At 42.4% G+C, this 14,415-nt stretch carries 19 protein-coding genes; 14 read left to right on the top strand and 5 right to left on the bottom strand.

The genetic code is table 11. The annotated features are described in order from the left end of the window. The first annotated feature begins 123 nt into the window (after positions 1-123). Positions 124-927 carry an alpha/beta fold hydrolase gene (locus V7D18_RS23520; RefSeq protein ID WP_426158033.1) on the top strand — a complete coding sequence of 268 codons (804 nt, stop codon included), beginning with the start codon at positions 124-126 and terminating at the stop codon, positions 925-927. A 103-nt stretch (positions 928-1,030) separates the two neighbouring features. Here V7D18_RS23520 and V7D18_RS23515 read toward each other — a convergent pair whose 3' ends face one another. Then, positions 1,031-2,518 carry a tagaturonate reductase gene (locus V7D18_RS23515; protein WP_426158032.1) on the bottom strand — a complete coding sequence of 496 codons (1,488 nt, stop codon included), beginning with the start codon at positions 2,516-2,518 and terminating at the stop codon, positions 1,031-1,033. Positions 2,519-2,552: 34 nt separating this feature from the next. Then, positions 2,553-4,034, bottom strand: a complete 1,482-nt coding sequence (locus V7D18_RS23510; protein ID WP_426158031.1) for a UxaA family hydrolase — start codon at positions 4,032-4,034, stop codon at positions 2,553-2,555. Positions 4,035-4,391: 357 nt separating this feature from the next. Between V7D18_RS23510 and V7D18_RS23505 the strand changes: the two genes are divergently transcribed. From V7D18_RS23505 to lysS, 5 genes are all read left to right on the top strand, one after another. Next, entirely contained in the window at positions 4,392-5,399 is a 1,008-nt protein-coding gene (locus V7D18_RS23505) for a LacI family DNA-binding transcriptional regulator (protein WP_426158030.1), read from the top strand. 102 nt (positions 5,400-5,501) lie between these two features. After that, positions 5,502-5,891, top strand: coding sequence for a DUF6145 family protein (locus tag V7D18_RS23500; RefSeq protein WP_426158029.1), 390 nt, complete (start codon positions 5,502-5,504; stop codon positions 5,889-5,891). Further along, positions 5,888-6,856: a tRNA dihydrouridine synthase DusB gene (dusB, locus tag V7D18_RS23495; protein ID WP_426158028.1), complete on the top strand. Its 969-nt coding sequence runs from the start codon at positions 5,888-5,890 to the stop codon at positions 6,854-6,856. Before V7D18_RS23500 ends, dusB begins: the two co-directional genes overlap by 4 nt. 99 nt (positions 6,857-6,955) lie before the next feature. Continuing rightward, positions 6,956-7,438 (top strand): transcription elongation factor GreA, encoded by a 483-nt coding sequence (greA, locus tag V7D18_RS23490; protein WP_104436990.1) that lies wholly within the window; start codon positions 6,956-6,958, stop codon positions 7,436-7,438. A 40-nt stretch (positions 7,439-7,478) separates the two neighbouring features. After that, entirely contained in the window at positions 7,479-8,981 is a 1,503-nt protein-coding gene (gene lysS / locus V7D18_RS23485) for a lysine--tRNA ligase (protein WP_426158027.1), read from the top strand. Positions 8,982-8,996: 15 nt separating this feature from the next. Here the strand turns inward: lysS and V7D18_RS23480 are convergent, their stop codons facing one another. The 3 genes from V7D18_RS23480 to V7D18_RS23470 form a co-directional block, all read right to left on the bottom strand. Further along, positions 8,997-10,463 carry a recombinase family protein gene (locus V7D18_RS23480; protein ID WP_426158026.1) on the bottom strand — a complete coding sequence of 489 codons (1,467 nt, stop codon included), beginning with the start codon at positions 10,461-10,463 and terminating at the stop codon, positions 8,997-8,999. Positions 10,464-10,629: 166 nt separating this feature from the next. After that, positions 10,630-11,226: an ImmA/IrrE family metallo-endopeptidase gene (locus V7D18_RS23475; RefSeq protein ID WP_426158025.1), complete on the bottom strand. Its 597-nt coding sequence runs from the start codon at positions 11,224-11,226 to the stop codon at positions 10,630-10,632. After that, on the bottom strand, positions 11,219-11,824 hold the full coding sequence (locus V7D18_RS23470) for a helix-turn-helix transcriptional regulator (protein ID WP_426158024.1): 606 nt from the start codon (positions 11,822-11,824) through the stop codon (positions 11,219-11,221). Before V7D18_RS23470 ends, V7D18_RS23475 begins: the two co-directional genes overlap by 8 nt. Positions 11,825-12,060: 236 nt before the next feature. On the opposite strand from V7D18_RS23470, the gene V7D18_RS23465 reads away from it, so the two are divergent. From V7D18_RS23465 to V7D18_RS23430, 8 genes are read left to right on the top strand one after another with little or no spacing between them, the layout of a single operon-like run. Beyond that, entirely contained in the window at positions 12,061-12,279 is a 219-nt protein-coding gene (locus V7D18_RS23465; protein WP_426158023.1) for a helix-turn-helix domain-containing protein, read from the top strand. Further along, positions 12,260-13,135, top strand: coding sequence for a ParB N-terminal domain-containing protein (locus V7D18_RS23460; RefSeq protein ID WP_426158022.1), 876 nt, complete (start codon positions 12,260-12,262; stop codon positions 13,133-13,135). Before V7D18_RS23465 ends, V7D18_RS23460 begins: the two co-directional genes overlap by 20 nt. Further along, a complete protein-coding gene (locus tag V7D18_RS23455; protein WP_426158021.1) occupies positions 13,107-13,523 on the top strand; it encodes a hypothetical protein in 417 nt (138 codons plus the stop codon). The genes V7D18_RS23460 and V7D18_RS23455 overlap by 29 nt, the downstream gene beginning before the upstream one ends. Then, the gene (locus V7D18_RS23450; protein WP_426158020.1) at positions 13,523-13,681 is read left to right on the top strand and encodes a BOW99_gp33 family protein; all 159 of its coding nucleotides are present in this window, start codon (positions 13,523-13,525) and stop codon (positions 13,679-13,681) included. Before V7D18_RS23455 ends, V7D18_RS23450 begins: the two co-directional genes overlap by 1 nt. Further along, positions 13,678-13,845 (top strand): hypothetical protein, encoded by a 168-nt coding sequence (locus V7D18_RS23445; RefSeq protein WP_426158019.1) that lies wholly within the window; start codon positions 13,678-13,680, stop codon positions 13,843-13,845. The genes V7D18_RS23450 and V7D18_RS23445 overlap by 4 nt, the downstream gene beginning before the upstream one ends. Next, positions 13,829-13,978, top strand: coding sequence for a hypothetical protein (locus V7D18_RS23440; RefSeq protein WP_426158018.1), 150 nt, complete (start codon positions 13,829-13,831; stop codon positions 13,976-13,978). The genes V7D18_RS23445 and V7D18_RS23440 overlap by 17 nt, the downstream gene beginning before the upstream one ends. Positions 13,979-13,994: 16 nt before the next feature. Beyond that, positions 13,995-14,126: a hypothetical protein gene (locus V7D18_RS23435; protein ID WP_426152794.1), complete on the top strand. Its 132-nt coding sequence runs from the start codon at positions 13,995-13,997 to the stop codon at positions 14,124-14,126. A gap of 35 nt (positions 14,127-14,161) precedes the next feature. Then, positions 14,162-14,326: a hypothetical protein gene (locus V7D18_RS23430; protein ID WP_426152796.1), complete on the top strand. Its 165-nt coding sequence runs from the start codon at positions 14,162-14,164 to the stop codon at positions 14,324-14,326. The last annotated feature ends 89 nt before the right edge of the window (positions 14,327-14,415 follow it).

Raw genomic sequence — 14,415 nt, 5'->3', positions numbered from 1 at the left:
GCGGGCATTAACGGGTGCAAATCATCTCAAACCCTCCATTATCCCACCACTGTTAAAAGTGATGATAAAATGATTTTGTAACAATGCAAAGTAATGATACATCATCATCAGGAGGAGATATTTATGGAAACTAAATTCCTAAACTATATGGATCATAAAATCCATTACGAGATCCGAGGCAGCGCACCCAGGAGTGTGTTTTTGATTCATGGCTGGACTGGCAGCATCCGAACATGGAAATACCAGCTTGACGCTTTTGCTGATTACAAAGTAGTCGCGATTGACTTACCAGGGAATGGGAACAGCAGTAAAGATGAAAAGAAAGACTATTCTATGGAATTATTTGCGGATTGCATTTATCAGGTAATGAAAGAGGAGGAGATTTCGGAAGGATTTTTAGTCGGACATAGTATGGGGTTTGCAATATGTGAAATTTTTATACAAAAATATCCGCATATGTGTACCGGTATTTGCAGTATGGATGGAGCGCATTTTGAATTGCCTGAAGATTTGCAGGAAAAAGAAGACTGGTTAAAATACAATCGGGATTTCGCCCGGAGTATGGATGAAGAGACTGGACGTGAAGCGTTTTTAAATATGCTGTTTCTGTCGGACACACCGCAAATGCTGAAAAATGAAGTATTACAAATCAGCAAAGAGGTACCATTGGCAATTGGAAAATCAATTATATCAAGCGTTGAAAAAGATCAGAAGTATTGGGCAAAAAACCGGCAGACCGCCCTGCCATGTCTGGCAATTTATTCACCTGCCTATCAATTACCGCCTGATTATGAATTAGAATTAAAAAGAATATATCCGGCCATTGAATATCATTCCATTGCAGACGTATGCCACTATTTAATGATGGAGATTCCCTATCGGATTAATCAGATTATCCTGGATTTCCTAACCAAAAACTACAGATGATCAGAATAAGACAACCAGCACACCACTGCCTTGAATCAGCAATGGTATACTGGTTTGTTTTATGAAAGAGAAACAAATTTGCATGCAGGGACAGTTTTCCTGATTATAAACATTCCTTCATGACTTGGTAAGCGCCTTTTTCTTCGATATCTTTTAAATAACCGGATACAGCTTTTTCAAAGCCTGCAATTGCGGTTAAATCTTCGCCCCAGAACTCTGTATTTGTGCAGACAGAGTGGGTGAGAGCAGCAGCGTCCTCATCCTTGTGGTCATAGAAGAACTGAAGAATCTGCCTGTCATCTTTTACTGTATAAGTATCACCGGCAGGGCGCACAGCGGTCAGACCGTCTTCTGTCAGTGCTGTTCCGTGGTAGAATGCAATATAGAATGCAAAGGAAGCGGTAATGCAGCTTGGAAGTGCATGATTCTTCTCTACATATCCCTTTAAAGACGGCATAACACGGGCTTTCCACTTGGAGGTGGAGTTTAAGGAAATAGCTAACAGCGCATGATCAATAAATGGGTTTTTGAAACGCTCTGTCACGGAAGCTGCAAAGCTCTTTAATTCTTCCTCCGGAAGAGTTAAGGTAGGAATAATTTCATCGTAAATGGTCTTATTCATGAATCCGCAGATCACTTCGTCATCCATACAGTTGCGGACAATATCCTGACCAGCCAGATAAGCGCCTAATACAAAAGAGGTATGGGCACCGTTTAAGATACGAACCTTTCTCTGCTTGTATGGCTTGTGATCTCCACAGATAATAACAGGAAGACCTGCTTCTTCAAATGGAAGTTCTTTCTTTAAGCTGTCCGGTCCTTCGATTACCCAGAAGCCAAATACTTCACCGGTATCGATGATGTTATCCTGATATCCTAATTCTTCACAGATCGCAGCAGCTTCATTTCTTGGATATCCGGTTACGATCCGGTCAACCAGTGTGGAGCAGAAGATGTTCTCTGCCTTAATCCAGTTTAAGAACTCGTCGCCTAAATTCCACTGTTTTGCATAGCTTAATACGCATTTTTCCAGTTCTTTTCCGTTGTTGTCAATGAGCTCGCAGGAAAGAATGACAAACCCTTTTCCAGCTTCCTTACCGAACTTTTCAAAACGTCTGTATAAGAACTGAGTCAGCTTTCCAGGATAGCTGTCAGCCGGTACATCTGTAAACTGGCAGGAAGGATCATAGGCAATTCCGGCCTCTGTTGTGTTGCAGGCAATAAACCTGAGATCCGGGTTTTCTGCGCAGGCAAGAACAGTTTCATACTCTTTGTATGGATTTAAACATCTGCTTACGCAGGAAATGACGCGCTTTGCATTCACTTTTTGGCCATTTTCAAAGCCGCGGAGGAAGAGGGTATAAAGACCTTCCTGATCATTGATCATATCGGCAAGACCAGGAGCGATCGGCTGACATAAAACAACCTTGGAATTAAATCCGGTCTTTTCATTAAGAACATCAATAAAATAATCAACAAAAGCTCTTAAGAAGTTTCCTTCGCCGAACTGCAGTACACGTTCCGGTGCTTCTTTTAATAAATATCCGTCATAACCCAGCTTTTCCAGTGTTTGGTAGCTTAACTTTTCCATTCCGTTTGTCTCCTTATATGTTGTCAGAAATATTTTATAATGTTACGCCCTGCTTGAAGATGGCCATGTCGTGGAAACCTGCTTCTTCCGATTTTACCATTTTGCCGGAGGCAACTTCAATTACAAAGTCAAAGAACTGATTCTTTAAAGTGTCCATATCGGTTCCTTCCACTAATACTCCGCAGTTGAAATCAATCCAGTTATTCTTTTTCTGGCTGAGAGCGGAATTGGTGGAAATCTTCATGGTTGGTACGGGACATGCAAATGGAGTTCCCCGTCCGGTTGTAAATAAAACGATATGGGCGCCTGAAGCAGCAAGGGCTGTGGAAGCTACCAGATCGTTGCCCGGAGCGCTTAAAAGGTTCAGTCCCTTATTGCGTACCGGTTCTCCGTATTTTAATACATCGACCACAGGCATTCTGCCGGACTTCTGAACGCACCCCAAAGACTTGTCCTCAAGAGTGGAAATACCGCCTTTTTTATTGCCTGGAGAGGGGTTCTCGTAAATGGTCTGGTTGTGGCTGGTAAAATAATTCTTAAAGTCATTTATTAAATCAACAGTTTTTCCGAAGGTTTCTTCGTTCTGGCACCGGTTCATAAGAAGTGTTTCCGCACCGAACATCTCAGGAACTTCTGTGAGGATGGTAGTTCCTCCCTTTGAAACCAGCATATCTGAAAATTCACCAACAGTAGGATTGGCTGTAATTCCGGATAATCCGTCTGAACCGCCGCACTTCATTCCGATCACCAGCTCGCTGCAGCTGATTGGCTCTCTGTGAAATGTTCCCGCATATTCTGCCAGTTGATCGATTAATTCAAGAGAATCCGATATTTCATCATCTGACTCCTGAGCCACTAAGAATTTCACTCTGCGCTCATCGTAGTCGCCGATATAGCGTTTTAATTCGGTAACATTGCTGTTCTCACAGCCAAGTCCCAGCACCAGAACGCCGCCTGCATTTGGATGATTGATTAAATCTGCCAGAATGGTTCTTGTATATTCCTGATCATCACCCATCTGGGAACAGCCGTAAGGGTGAGGGAAAGCAGCAACCGCATCGATGCTTCCTTTTACATATTTTAAAGACGCACGTTCAATGGCTGTTGCAATTTTATTCACGCAGCCAACGGTTGGAATAATCCAGATTTCGTTGCGCACGCCCACACGTCCGTCGGGTCTGCGGTATCCGTTGAAAAAGCGTTCTTCTGTCGGAGTAACTTCGATTTCCTGTTTGTTGTACGTGTAAGTCAGTAAATCCCCTAAACCTGTTTTTAAATTGTGTGTGTGAATCCAGGCCCCTGTCCCAATATTCTCCTTTGCTATGCCGATGGCACAGCCGTATTTGATGACGGATGAGCCGGCAGGTATATCTGTCAGGGCGAATTTATGACCCTGCGGGATATCTTCCAGAAGAGTAACCGCTGTGCCGTCTACGTCTAAGGCACTGCCGGAAGCAAGCGGCTTTAATGCGACTGCCACGTTGTCTTCGGAATTGATTTTGATAAAGTCCTGCATAAGCTTCCTTTCCTTTCTTAGTACCAGTTTCAATATTCAGATGCAATGTAAGTACTTACATAAAACATACACCATTTTTTTCTCTTAGTCAATAGGGAAACATAAAAGAAACATATTTCTTTTAATTATGGGAACAATACAGAAAAAACATACATGATTTTTCGTGATTCCCTTGCATTAACAGTTGCGCAATACAAAAATATTATGTATAATGAATCGAGATAAGTGTAAGCGCTTACGCTCCCCGCTGTAATAGCTATACAGAGCGGCTGAAAACGCAGACACAGGAAAAGGGGAAACGTCTGTCTGAATCCGTATTCAGGCGGTGAATAATGAAGACGTCAGAGGGACACCAGGATGAACATATATGATATCGCAGAGCTTGCAGGAGTTTCCATTGCTACCGTATCCAGGGTGGTAAACGACAGCCCCCGCGTAAGTGAAAAGACAAAACAGAAAGTCAGGGCAATTATGGAGGAAAACGGTTATACCCCCAACGTGTTTGCCAGGGGATTAGGCCTTGATTCCATGAAAACCATCGGAATTTTATGTCCGGATGTTTCCGATGCCTATATGGCAACTGCAGTTGCCCATTTAGAGAGCCTTATGCATGAGCATGGTTACGACTGTATCCTGTGCTGCAGCGGTTTTGAACAGTCAATAAAGGAGAAGTACGTAAGTCTTCTCTTAGCCAAACGCATTGACGCGTTAATTATGGTTGGTTCCACCTATGCAGGTGCCGAGGGAGAGGAAAGCCGTGTGCAGTATGTATTTGATGCAGCCAGACAGGTCCCACTATTTTTAATTAACGGATATTTAGACGGTGAGAATATATACTGTGCATATGGAGACGATTATCAGGCTACGTATGACGTGACCAGCCAGATGATCGAATCAGGCCGCCGCAGAATCCTTTTTCTGTGCGATTCCCATTCCTACAGTGCCGCAAGGAAGCTTGCCGGTTACGAGTCAGCCTTAAAAAGCCACGGTCTGCCGGTGCTTGGCGACTTAAAGCTGTATGTGAAAAACCGGATTCATACCGTGCGTGATATTCTTCTGGAACGAAGGGATTTACGGTTTGACAGCGTGATTGCCACAGACGACGGTCTTGCAGTAGGTGCGATTAAATATGCAAATGCCAAGCTTTTAAAGATACCGGAGGATTTATGCATTACAGGCTTTAACAATTCCGCCCTGTCAATCTGCAGCGATCCGGAGCTGTCTTCCGTGGATAACCGGGTAGAAGAACTTTGTAATATCACCATCAGCAACATGATGAAGATCCTTCAGGAGAAGGATCCGGATATCAGCCGGAACTGTAAGGTACCCTGCAGGCTGGTAAAACGCTGTACAACTGATTTTTAGGCTATTGTCATTTCTTTTTTTGTATGGTACAATTAGAATCCGATAAACATAACGACATCAGAAAGCATGCTCTGTATCCGAAGGGGGACAGAACATGCTTGAATGCGTGGTCGGGCAGAAAGAACGGTGACAGATATGGAGCTGGCTGAAGAAAAAGTGGTGCTGTGCGGTGCCAATTCTTATGAACAGAAATATTATTTTAATGAACAGTTTAAAAGTCTCCCGGAAAGCATCCGGCAGGAGCTTCAAATCATGTGCGTACTCTACACCGAAGACATTGGCGGAGTTCTGGTTCTGGAGTTTGACGAGGATGGAACCCTGGAATTTAAAGTAACGGCATCCGAAGAGGACTACTTATTTGATGAAATCGGAAGTGTGTTAAAGATAAAGCAGTACCAGCGGGAAAAACGGGAGCTTTTGGAGTCCCTTGAGATGTACTACCGTGTTTTTTATCTGGGAGAAGAATTAGAAGACGGAGAAAAAGACAGTTGAAACTTAGAATAGGAAATGTAACGTTTGACAATAATCTGATACTGGCGCCGATGGCAGGGGTTACGGACCTGCCATTTCGTTTTCTATGCAGGGAGCAGGGCTGCGGACTGTCGGTCACAGAGATGGTCAGTGCCAAAGCCATTTTATATAAGAACAAGAACACCAATGAGCTGTTAAGCATATCTGATCAGGAGGGGCCGGTGAGTGTACAGCTTTTCGGTTCCGATCCGGCGATCATGGCAGATATGGCAGCAGCCATAGAATCCCGGCCATTTGCCCTGATCGATGTGAACATGGGCTGTCCGGTGCCGAAGATTGTAAATAACGGCGAAGGCTCCGCGCTGATGAAGGATATAAAGCTGGCGGAGAAGATCCTGACTGCCATGGTAAAGGCAGTGAAAAAGCCGGTCACTGTAAAATTCAGAAAAGGATTTACACAGGAAGACTGCAATGCAGTGGAATTCGCCCGTATGGCGGAAAGCTGCGGCGTGGCAGCGGTTGCTGTCCACGGCAGAACCAGGGAGCAGTACTATTCCGGGACTGCTGACTGGAATATCATCAGGCAGGTGAAGGAAGCTGTCTCCATTCCTGTCATCGGCAACGGCGATGTTTTTAAGCCGGAAGATGCCAAAGCCTTAATCGATCAGACCGGCTGTGACGGAGTCATGATCGCCCGTGGCGCAAAAGGAAATCCCTGGATCTTTTCCAGGACGCTGCATTACCTGGAAACAGGCGAACTGCAAAAACCGCCGTCTCCGGCTGAGATCAGCGAGATGATTCTGCGTCATGGGACCATGCAGGCGGAGCACAAAGGCGAGACGGTTGCCATGCGTGAGATGAGAAAGCATATGGCATGGTATACTGCCGGACTTCCCCATTCGGCCAAATTGAGAAACGATATCAATCAGGTTGAAACCATGGAAGAATTAAGGCAGTTTGTAAGAGAAAGAATTGGCGCATTGTAACCAGAAAAAGGGACTCGAATCTTGACAATTACAGATGTTTAAGCTATAATATCTGGAATGTGATTTAGCGAGTAAGAAACCAGGAGGAAGTAAAAAACCATGGTAGACAAGAAGAATATTTTAACCTATGAAGGTCTTAAGAGATACGAAGATGAGCTTCAGAACTTAAAAGTAGTGAAAAGAAAAGAAGTTGCCCAGAAAATTAAGGAAGCCAGAGAACAGGGCGACTTATCCGAGAATGCAGAGTACGATGCTGCCAAAGATGAGCAGAGAGACATCGAGCTGCGTATCGAAGAGCTGGAGAAGCTGCTTAAGAATGCAGAAGTAGTCGTAGAAGATGAGATAGACTTAGATAAGATTAATATTGGCTGTAAAGTAAAAGTCTACGATGTGGATGAAGACGAAGAGATGGAATTCAAGATTGTTGGTTCCACCGAAGCAAACAGCCTTCAGAACAAGATTTCCAATGAATCTCCGGTAGGTCAGGCGCTGATTGGCAAAAAAGTGGGAGACGTTGTTGATGTTGAAACACAGTCGGGAGTCATTCAGTATAAGGTACTTGAGATCCAGAGAGTGTCTTAAGAGTACTTCCTTAATATAGTTCACAAAGGAGTGGAAACAAGTGGCAGAACAGCAGAATCAAAACCAGAATCAGGTTGTAGAAGAGGATTTAAACCATTTACTTAAGGTTCGCCGGGAGAAGCTGGCTGAACTTCAGGAATCAGGAAAAGATCCGTTTAAGGTTACAAAGTACGATGTTACCGTACACAGCAGTGAGATCAAAGAAAATTATGAAGTCTGGGAAGGCAAAGAAGTCTCCATCGCAGGACGTCTGATGTCCAAGCGGGTTATGGGAAAGGCCTCTTTTTGTAATGTCCAGGATTTAAAGGGTAATATTCAGTCCTATGTAGCAAGAGACAGCATTGGCGAAGAATCCTATAAAGAATTTAAAAAGCTTGATATCGGTGATATCGTTGGAATCAAGGGAACCGCATTTACAACTAAGACAGGAGAGGTTTCCATCCATGCGGAAAGCGTGGAGCTGCTGACCAAGAGTCTGCAGATTCTGCCTGAGAAGTTCCATGGCCTTACCAATACCGATCTTCGGTACAGACAGAGATATGTTGATTTGATTATGAATCCGGAAGTACGCGATACGTTTGTAAAGCGTTCCCAGATTATAAAAGAGATCCGCAACCATTTGGATGCCCAGGGCTTTATGGAGGTTGAGACTCCTATGCTGGTGGCCAATGCAGGCGGAGCAGCAGCAAGACCTTTTGATACCCATTATAATGCCCTTGATGAGGACGTAAAGCTGCGTATTTCTCTGGAACTTTATTTAAAGAGACTGATTGTCGGCGGTTTAGAGCGGGTTTATGAAATTGGACGTGTTTTCCGTAACGAAGGCGTGGATACCAGACATAATCCTGAATTTACACTGATGGAGCTTTATCAGGCATATACCGATTACCACGGCATGATGGATCTGGTGGAGAATTTATTCCGTGAGGTTGCATTAAAGGTGCTTGGCACAGCGGTTGTGACCTATGATGGAGTGGAGATTGATTTAAGCAAACCATTCGAGCGTATTTCCATGGTTGACGCTCTGAAGAAATATAAGGATATTGATTTTACTACTATTCATACAGATGAAGAAGCGAAAGCTCTTGCAGATCAGTACCACGTAGCTTATGAAGCAAGACATAAAAAGGGTGATATTTTAAGCCTTCTGTTTGAAGAGTTTGTAGAGGAGCATTTGATCCAGCCTACGTTTATTATTGATCATCCGGTTGAGATTTCACCTCTTACAAAGAAAAAGCCGAGTGATCCGGAATATACAGAGCGTTTTGAGCTGTTTATTACAAAGCGTGAGATGGCAAATGCGTATTCAGAATTGAATGATCCGCTGGATCAGATTGAGAGATTTAAGGCTCAGGAAGCACTTCTGGCAGCGGGGGATGATGAAGCGAACTCGATGGATGATGATTTCGTCAATGCGCTGATGATCGGTATGCCTCCTACGGGCGGTATTGGTATTGGGATTGACCGGTTTGTGATGCTGCTTACGGATAGTTATGCGATCAGGGATGTGTTGTTGTTCCCGACGATGAAGAGTCTGGGATAGTTTAAGAACGCATTATTATAAGCAAAAAGTCCAGTGGATTTCTATATTATCATTATCTATAATGATTTTGTTTATGAGTGATCTGACGAGCGCTTGTTGTTCATCTGGGGAACCATATTGAAATACATCGGCTGCGCTTTGGATTATTTCAAGTGCTTGCTTCACATTAACCTGTGGGGCGGGCACTTTTTTGAATTCAAGATCAGATTGCAATTTGTCGCGTTCTGCGTTAAGTTCCTCCATTCTGGAAGAAATTTTTTCAATATCAAATAAACCATGCTGATATAAATCCAGGAGTTTTTCTGCCTGCTTTTCAATTTCAGATATTCTGTTCTGTATAATTTCTGAGGTGTTATCAGTTTCGGGGATGGAAACCTCACGAAGTCGCATTACCTCCTCCGGGTTTAGCTGAAGACCACATATTTCATCAATAATTCTTTGATTCAGAACGTCCCTTTTGTATGTTAGATTTTGACAACTATCCGCTTTTTTCATTTTGGGAACGTTATATTTAGAGTAACATGCATAATAAGCATAGCGCGCTTTTTCACCAGATTTTCTAGTTCTGGTTGATAATGCTGTATAGTATCTGGCGCCACAATGACCGCAATATAATAAACCGGATAGTAAGTTACGACCTTGGAACGGATTCCGCTGGCTTTTAGAAAAATTTTTTATATAGGTATCATATTTTTTTTGTGCTATTTCAAAAGTTTCATTTGATACGATCGGCTCGTGTTTCCCTGGGTAAAATACACCTCCATATTTTATCATACCAGTATATAGCGGATTTTTTAGGATCAGACCTATGGCCGCTTTTTTATTCCAGGAGGAATAACGATTAGTATACCTCTCTTGCATGTGTTTTGCGATAGTATTCATAGAAACTTGTTCACCGTCTAGGCCATTGATAAATAAATCAAAGATAAGTCGTACTTGCATAGCTTCATATTCATTTATAATTAATTCACCATCTTTGTAATCATATCCAATAGGCGGCTTCTGCCCACCATTCCACAGACCTGTCTTAGCTCTACCCACATGTCCCATCATAAGTCGTTCTTTGATTTGGTCGCGTTCCAGCTGTGCAAATACACTTAAGATTCCGATCATGGCCCTGCCGAACGGTGTGGAAGTATCAAAGTTTTCATTCATGGATATGAAGTCAATTCCATTTTTCAAAAATAGGTCTTCAATTATGTACATGGTATCTTTTTGGGATCGTGAAAGCCTATCAAGCTTATACACCAGTATAGTATTAAAGGAGCCTTTTTGTATATCGGAAAAAAGCTGTTTGAGTGCAGGGCGGTCCATATTTGCCCCGCTGAATCCGGGATCGGTATATACTTTTACTACGGTCCAGTCGTGAGCTTCGCAGTATTTTTTTAATCGTTCGGTTTGCTCCTGTATGGAATATCCTTCTGTGGCCTGCTCCTGTGTTGATACTCTGATATAAATTGCGCATCTCGTGTTGTTTGACATAATATCATTTCCTTTCTATTTTGGGGTATAAAAATAACGCTCCTCTTGCCAGCGCGTTCTGAAAATGATATAATTCTTATGAAGAGTAGAACATATCTTTCCGGAGCGTCCGGTAAGAAAAAATCTATGTTAAGCCGTTCGGTGTTGGTAGCACTGGGCGGTTTTTTTAATTGTAGTAACTATATCCATAAGCCGAAGCCAACGATTCTCCAGTCATGTATGTATAAATTAAACTGTCTACAATACTGTAAAGGCGATCTTTGATATAATAGCGATCAGAAGATATGTTTTTTATACAGTTCTCCGCCATTAAATCACTGATGTGAAACCATCCCATGTAATCATTAATATCGGTTATATTGAAGCCGTTAATCACAGGTACTGGGCAGAGGAGATTCCTTGCAAAACAATTTGCCTCTCTTTCCGCAACTGAATCGTCTGTTTTGTGCCCTAGCATGATATGACCAATTTCATGAGCAATGGTAAACCTATTGGTGCAATAGCCTTTTTCCTCATTGTAGAGAATGTAATTCCTGTTACCCATTTTCATTGTAAAACCTAGCTCACTCGGTACGAGGTCTTTATAATCACTAACTGTCATTGAAAATCTCGCCGCCATTTGCGAGTATGTCATAAGGTGTATGCTATGGCGGCGAAGGTAAATAAGTTTACTTAAATTAACTGGAAGTTCCAACATATCCTGCTCAATGAGTAACTCATATGCTGCGTTCGTAGCAACATGGTAGTCTGGTGCATTAATCATCAAAATCCTCCGCAAACATAATTTTAGCCATATCTATTAGCTTTTTTCTATTTTCTGGTTTCATGTTTTTTGCTAAGCGACTTATTAATAAGACATCTTCATCTTCTGAATGCTCAGCCATCGCATCAATATCCCGAGCTTTTTTAAAAGCTTCATACTGAAGAACATCTCCATTAAAGTAAGGAGGGATGTATTCATCGTATAAATCATATTTATACAACAATTCCAAATACGAGGTCCCTAAAGTTGATGCTATGTCATCAAAAATATCTTCTCTTACGGGTTTATCGTCCTCTTCGTAGGATTTCAAGTCATCAATAGGAATATTAGCCACATTGGCTAATTCCTCCTGTGACAAACCTTGTTGGATGCGTTCCTCCTGGATAATATGCCCCATTTCTTCAATAAATCTATTTCCCATTAAATAATCAATAGGAACTTTAAAATAATCGGCTATTTTTTTACCGTTTTCTGAGCTTATTAAATTTCTGCGACTTTTCCAGTTGCTGAATGTCGATTGTGTTATGCCTGTTGCTTTTGATACCTGGTAGGTAGTAACACCATGCTTTTGTAATAATTTCTCAAAAATATCGTACATTTTTTGTACTCCTTTCACAAAAAATGCATACTTCAAAAAAAGGTACTAAAATCGGCTTGACTATTTCACAAGATGGTAGTATAGTACAAGTATACTTCACATGAGGGTTGCAAAATGCCGAACATAGTTCCAATAAGAAATGCATTAACGATGTGATGCTTTAAACGACAATTGAAGTATATCACAAATATGAAGTATATGCAATAGAAGAATTCTAAAAAGGTGGTGAAAAGAAAATGTATCAAAGGCTTCGTGAACTTATGAAGAAGACAGGCGAAACAGCGTACCAGGTTTCTAAGGCGACAGGACTTAGCCAAAATGCCTTTTCTAACTGGAAAGCCGGAATCGCAAAGCCCGGAATCAAAAGTCTTGCTGCGCTCGCAAAGCATTTCAACGTTTCAGTGGACTATTTTATTGTTAGTGAGGAGGAAGAGCATGATCCTAAAAATCAATGATGTTAAGATAGGTCAACGCGTCCGCGATGAATATGGTGATATGGAATCTTTGACCAATAGCATCAGAGATTATGGCTTGCTTCACCCAATTGTGATTGATGCTAATTACAACCTGATAGCCGGATGTAGGCGATTGCTGGCATGTGAGCGGATCGGTATGAAAGAGATTGAAGCTAAGATGTTAGGAGAAATTTCAGAACGGGAGCTACGTGTCTTAGAATTGGAAGAGAATATCAGACGCAAGGACCTCACAGAACTTGAAAAGTCAAAAAACTTGGTGGAACTCGCAGGGCTTAAAGAGCAAGAGTTAAAGGAAAAAGCAGCTAATGAATTATTGTCGGAGTCCGACACAAATTCAAGAAGCGTTGGGAGACCCAAGGAAATTGTATCATTAAAATCGGTTGCGGAAGAACTGAACGTGCCTAGAGTCAGCCTTATTGATGCCAAACAGCATGTCACTGCTGTAAGCGAGTTCCCGGAATTAGAAGAGTTTCCTAAGTATAAGGCCATTGAAACCGCAAAGGAGCTGAGACAAGCACCTGAAGAGGAGCGGGAAAAGATTCTGGACTTTGCTCAGAGGAAAACGCAAACCGTGTCATCTCAGAAGGACGCGGATTATGGTTCCTATATCGACGAGTGTTGGAAGCTAATTAAGAAGTATCATAAGGCAATGAGCGCCTACATGTGGATTAAAGCCGATGAAAAGGAATTTAAAATGCTGAGTGAGATAATTGACGCAGATACTGCCGGAACCCACTTAAGAAATGTAGAAGATGCAATATCCAAACTTGCGCGAGTAAGAACTTTTATGAAAGGAGTAATAGACCATGGCGAAAACAAGAACTTTAGAATCTAAGGCCAGAGAGATGATCCAGCAGAAGATGATGGAATCTGGAGAAATGGAAACAGAAGAAATTATGGACCTGATCCGGCCACACTATTTATTTGACCCGGCTGTTGCAAGAGAACAAGCCATCAGGCGCAAAGCGCATCAATTAGCGGCTCAAATCAGGGATGAAAAAGGCGTGCGCTCAGTATTTGCCTGTAAAGTCGACGGGATTTCAATGTATGTAAATATTGACGAAAGTCACAATACTCAGAATTTGCGCGGTGTTGAAACGCAACTGGCTGAAAAGCTTGAGGGCTTAAAACGATCCAGTTATAAGGCTTCCAAACGAAGAATGGAAGTGGAAGGTCAAATGCACATGGATCTGGACAAAATGGCACAGGGGGAGGGGAATTGATGGAAATCACAGTGACCCACGTAATGGCTAATGGGAACAGGCTTAAAAATATAAGAGGCGCAGTGATTCCTCCGGACAATTCTGTTTATAGAATCATTGCAAAGATGATTGAAGTAAGGAGCGCAGAGACGAACAATCCCAGAGAGGGGGACGCATGAAGGGATTTAAGAAGAAGTACGCTAATTACAACCGGCCTGAAGTGTATGCAGTGATATATAGCGATTTTCGCCTTGTTTTCTACAACACCAGCTTCACGGGTGGGACAAAACTCTTTGTAATGGCCCCAAGAGAAAAGGAGGTATCCCATGCAGAAGTACTATAACAACTTAGACGATTACACCGACACCCGCCCATCGAAGCTGATGGAGTTCACAAAGCGGATTATGCCGACAGTGATCTTTGTCGGTGCAATGGCTTTGATGTTTTTTGCGGTAGGTGCGCTGGAAGTGTTGTGAGAAGAGGTGAGAGAGAATGTATGACTGGGAAAAGGATTTGGAGCAGGCGCGAAAACGAAGCCGTCAGTCAAAGTACTTATCAGTGGCGGCCTTTATTTTAAGCATGATTGCTGTAATTATCAGAATTGTAGTTGCGGCACAATTGTAGTTATAACGGTTTCATTCAATTAATAGGAAGAGGAGGTGAGAGGAACGGACAGGGAATATATGGAACTATATACAGCGTTTCGTATTGCAATGTATACGAATGAACAGTTAATGAACCTAGTTGATTTTCTTCTGGCAGAAATTGAAAAAGAGTATAAGCCACAAAGCCTTACATTCGAACAATTAATGTTCGGAGAATAATGCAGACTTCCGCCGAATTTACGGAGTGCAAACCGTATGTTACCACATGGCAGGGCGATAGTTCACCTCGCTTAATGGACTTGTGAGAC

Source organism: Lacrimispora sp. 38-1 (assembly GCF_049890855.1).
Taxonomy (GTDB): Bacteria; Bacillota; Clostridia; order Lachnospirales; family Lachnospiraceae; genus Lacrimispora.
The sequence above is the reverse complement of the archived record's forward strand: the minus strand, read 5'-3'. Positions and strand labels throughout refer to the sequence as shown.

What these genes read in the sequence shown, in the direction of transcription:
- greA (WP_104436990.1), top strand. Translation starts at nt 6,956, where the DNA reads ATGGTAGACAAGAAGAATATTTTAACCTATGAAGGTCTTAAGAGATAC.
- V7D18_RS23480 (WP_426158026.1), bottom strand. Translation starts at nt 10,463, where the DNA reads ATGTCAAACAACACGAGATGCGCAATTTATATCAGAGTATCAACACAG.
- V7D18_RS23465 (WP_426158023.1), top strand. Translation starts at nt 12,061, where the DNA reads ATGTATCAAAGGCTTCGTGAACTTATGAAGAAGACAGGCGAAACAGCG.
- V7D18_RS23450 (WP_426158020.1), top strand. Translation starts at nt 13,523, where the DNA reads ATGGAAATCACAGTGACCCACGTAATGGCTAATGGGAACAGGCTTAAA.
- V7D18_RS23475 (WP_426158025.1), bottom strand. Translation starts at nt 11,226, where the DNA reads ATGATTAATGCACCAGACTACCATGTTGCTACGAACGCAGCATATGAG.
- V7D18_RS23435 (WP_426152794.1), top strand. Translation starts at nt 13,995, where the DNA reads ATGTATGACTGGGAAAAGGATTTGGAGCAGGCGCGAAAACGAAGCCGT.
- V7D18_RS23515 (WP_426158032.1), bottom strand. Translation starts at nt 2,518, where the DNA reads ATGGAAAAGTTAAGCTACCAAACACTGGAAAAGCTGGGTTATGACGGA.
- V7D18_RS23445 (WP_426158019.1), top strand. Translation starts at nt 13,678, where the DNA reads ATGAAGGGATTTAAGAAGAAGTACGCTAATTACAACCGGCCTGAAGTG.
- V7D18_RS23505 (WP_426158030.1), top strand. Translation starts at nt 4,392, where the DNA reads ATGAACATATATGATATCGCAGAGCTTGCAGGAGTTTCCATTGCTACC.
- V7D18_RS23500 (WP_426158029.1), top strand. Translation starts at nt 5,502, where the DNA reads ATGCGTGGTCGGGCAGAAAGAACGGTGACAGATATGGAGCTGGCTGAA.
- V7D18_RS23510 (WP_426158031.1), bottom strand. Translation starts at nt 4,034, where the DNA reads ATGCAGGACTTTATCAAAATCAATTCCGAAGACAACGTGGCAGTCGCA.
- V7D18_RS23455 (WP_426158021.1), top strand. Translation starts at nt 13,107, where the DNA reads ATGGCGAAAACAAGAACTTTAGAATCTAAGGCCAGAGAGATGATCCAG.
- V7D18_RS23460 (WP_426158022.1), top strand. Translation starts at nt 12,260, where the DNA reads ATGATCCTAAAAATCAATGATGTTAAGATAGGTCAACGCGTCCGCGAT.
- V7D18_RS23470 (WP_426158024.1), bottom strand. Translation starts at nt 11,824, where the DNA reads ATGTACGATATTTTTGAGAAATTATTACAAAAGCATGGTGTTACTACC.
- V7D18_RS23520 (WP_426158033.1), top strand. Translation starts at nt 124, where the DNA reads ATGGAAACTAAATTCCTAAACTATATGGATCATAAAATCCATTACGAG.
- V7D18_RS23440 (WP_426158018.1), top strand. Translation starts at nt 13,829, where the DNA reads ATGCAGAAGTACTATAACAACTTAGACGATTACACCGACACCCGCCCA.